The sequence below is a fragment of the Paenibacillus arenilitoris genome (assembly GCF_014705655.1).
Lineage (GTDB): Bacteria > Bacillota > Bacilli > Paenibacillales > Paenibacillaceae > Pristimantibacillus > Pristimantibacillus arenilitoris.
Window position 1 is genome coordinate 1 of record NZ_JACXIY010000086.1, and the last position, 1059, is coordinate 1059.

Genomic DNA, 1059 nt, shown 5'->3' on the forward strand with positions numbered 1-1059 from the left:
GAAATGGGATATCCTATCGTAGGTATTGTAAGCGACGGACAGGTTTCCATCCGACAGGCTTTCGAGTCACTCTTGCCTGATGTTCCGTATCAGTACTGCCAGTACCATTATTTGAAAGATATCGCGAAGCCTGTCGTGGATGCGGATCGAAAGCTCAAAATGGAACTGAAAAAGAGCATGCGCGGCTTGCGGGATGTAGAGCGAAAAATCGAGCAGGCTGAGAAAAAGGCAATGAACGCTTCGCAAGCAAACGTGGATGTCTCTCCCACGGCGGAAACAACCGTGCTCGCGGAAGCGCAGGTGGCGAAGGGATATGTGTCCGCTGTCCGCGCATTGCTTCTGGAAGATGGTGAACCGCCCCTTCATCTACCTGGCATGATGATCTACGAACGTGCCCAAGCCATACAGGCGTCGCTTGCGCGATGCTTGACTAAAAAAAGAGCCTCATTTGCTCCAGAGTCTGGTCAGAATTTTCAGTAAACTCGGAGATCAGGCCTCGCGTTATGAATCCGTAGTCCGCTGGGCGAAGCCTGTTGCCCATATTGCGGCAGCCTTGGAACCAGACGAAGACAAGACTAGCGAAACCGTTGAATGGGAAATGACCCAAGTATTGAACTGGCTCAAACAGACCTACACGGAAGAAGACGATTCTGTCATGGTCCACAATGTGACCAACGATTCCCGTGGGTTCTGGAAAGGGCTGTTTACCTGTTACGATCATTATTTCGTCCCTCGCACGAACAACGACCTGGAACAATTTTTTCGACGAACGAAAGCTTGTCATCGCCGAATCACAGGTCTCCGTAACTGGAACACCTACATCATTCGAAACGGAGAAATGATTGTGCTTGTAGATGATGCACTTCGTCAAAAACATGTCATCTCTCGTCTGCGAACTGTAAGCTATGAAACATATGCGCAGCGCAAAGCACGTTGGAGTGAACGTCTATCCGAAAGCGTTCAACGCAGACGGTTTAATCGCAATCCACTCACTTTTCTGCAGCAATTAGAGGCTCAGTGGGATCAAGTTACAGTTGTTCGTTGATTGTGCCGTCGTAG

The 1059-nt window shown here is 49.5% G+C and carries 1 protein-coding gene and 1 pseudogene; both read left to right on the top strand.

Annotated features, from left to right (window positions below):
* Positions 1 to 480, top strand: a pseudogene (locus IDH41_RS31100) (hypothetical protein); the annotation flags it as partial.
* The gene (locus tag IDH41_RS31105; protein WP_190868230.1) at positions 449 to 1045 is read left to right on the top strand and encodes a hypothetical protein; all 597 of its coding nucleotides are present in this window, start codon (positions 449 to 451) and stop codon (positions 1043 to 1045) included. The pseudogene IDH41_RS31100 and the gene IDH41_RS31105, both read left to right, overlap by 32 nt.
* Positions 1046 to 1059 lie beyond the last annotated feature (14 nt).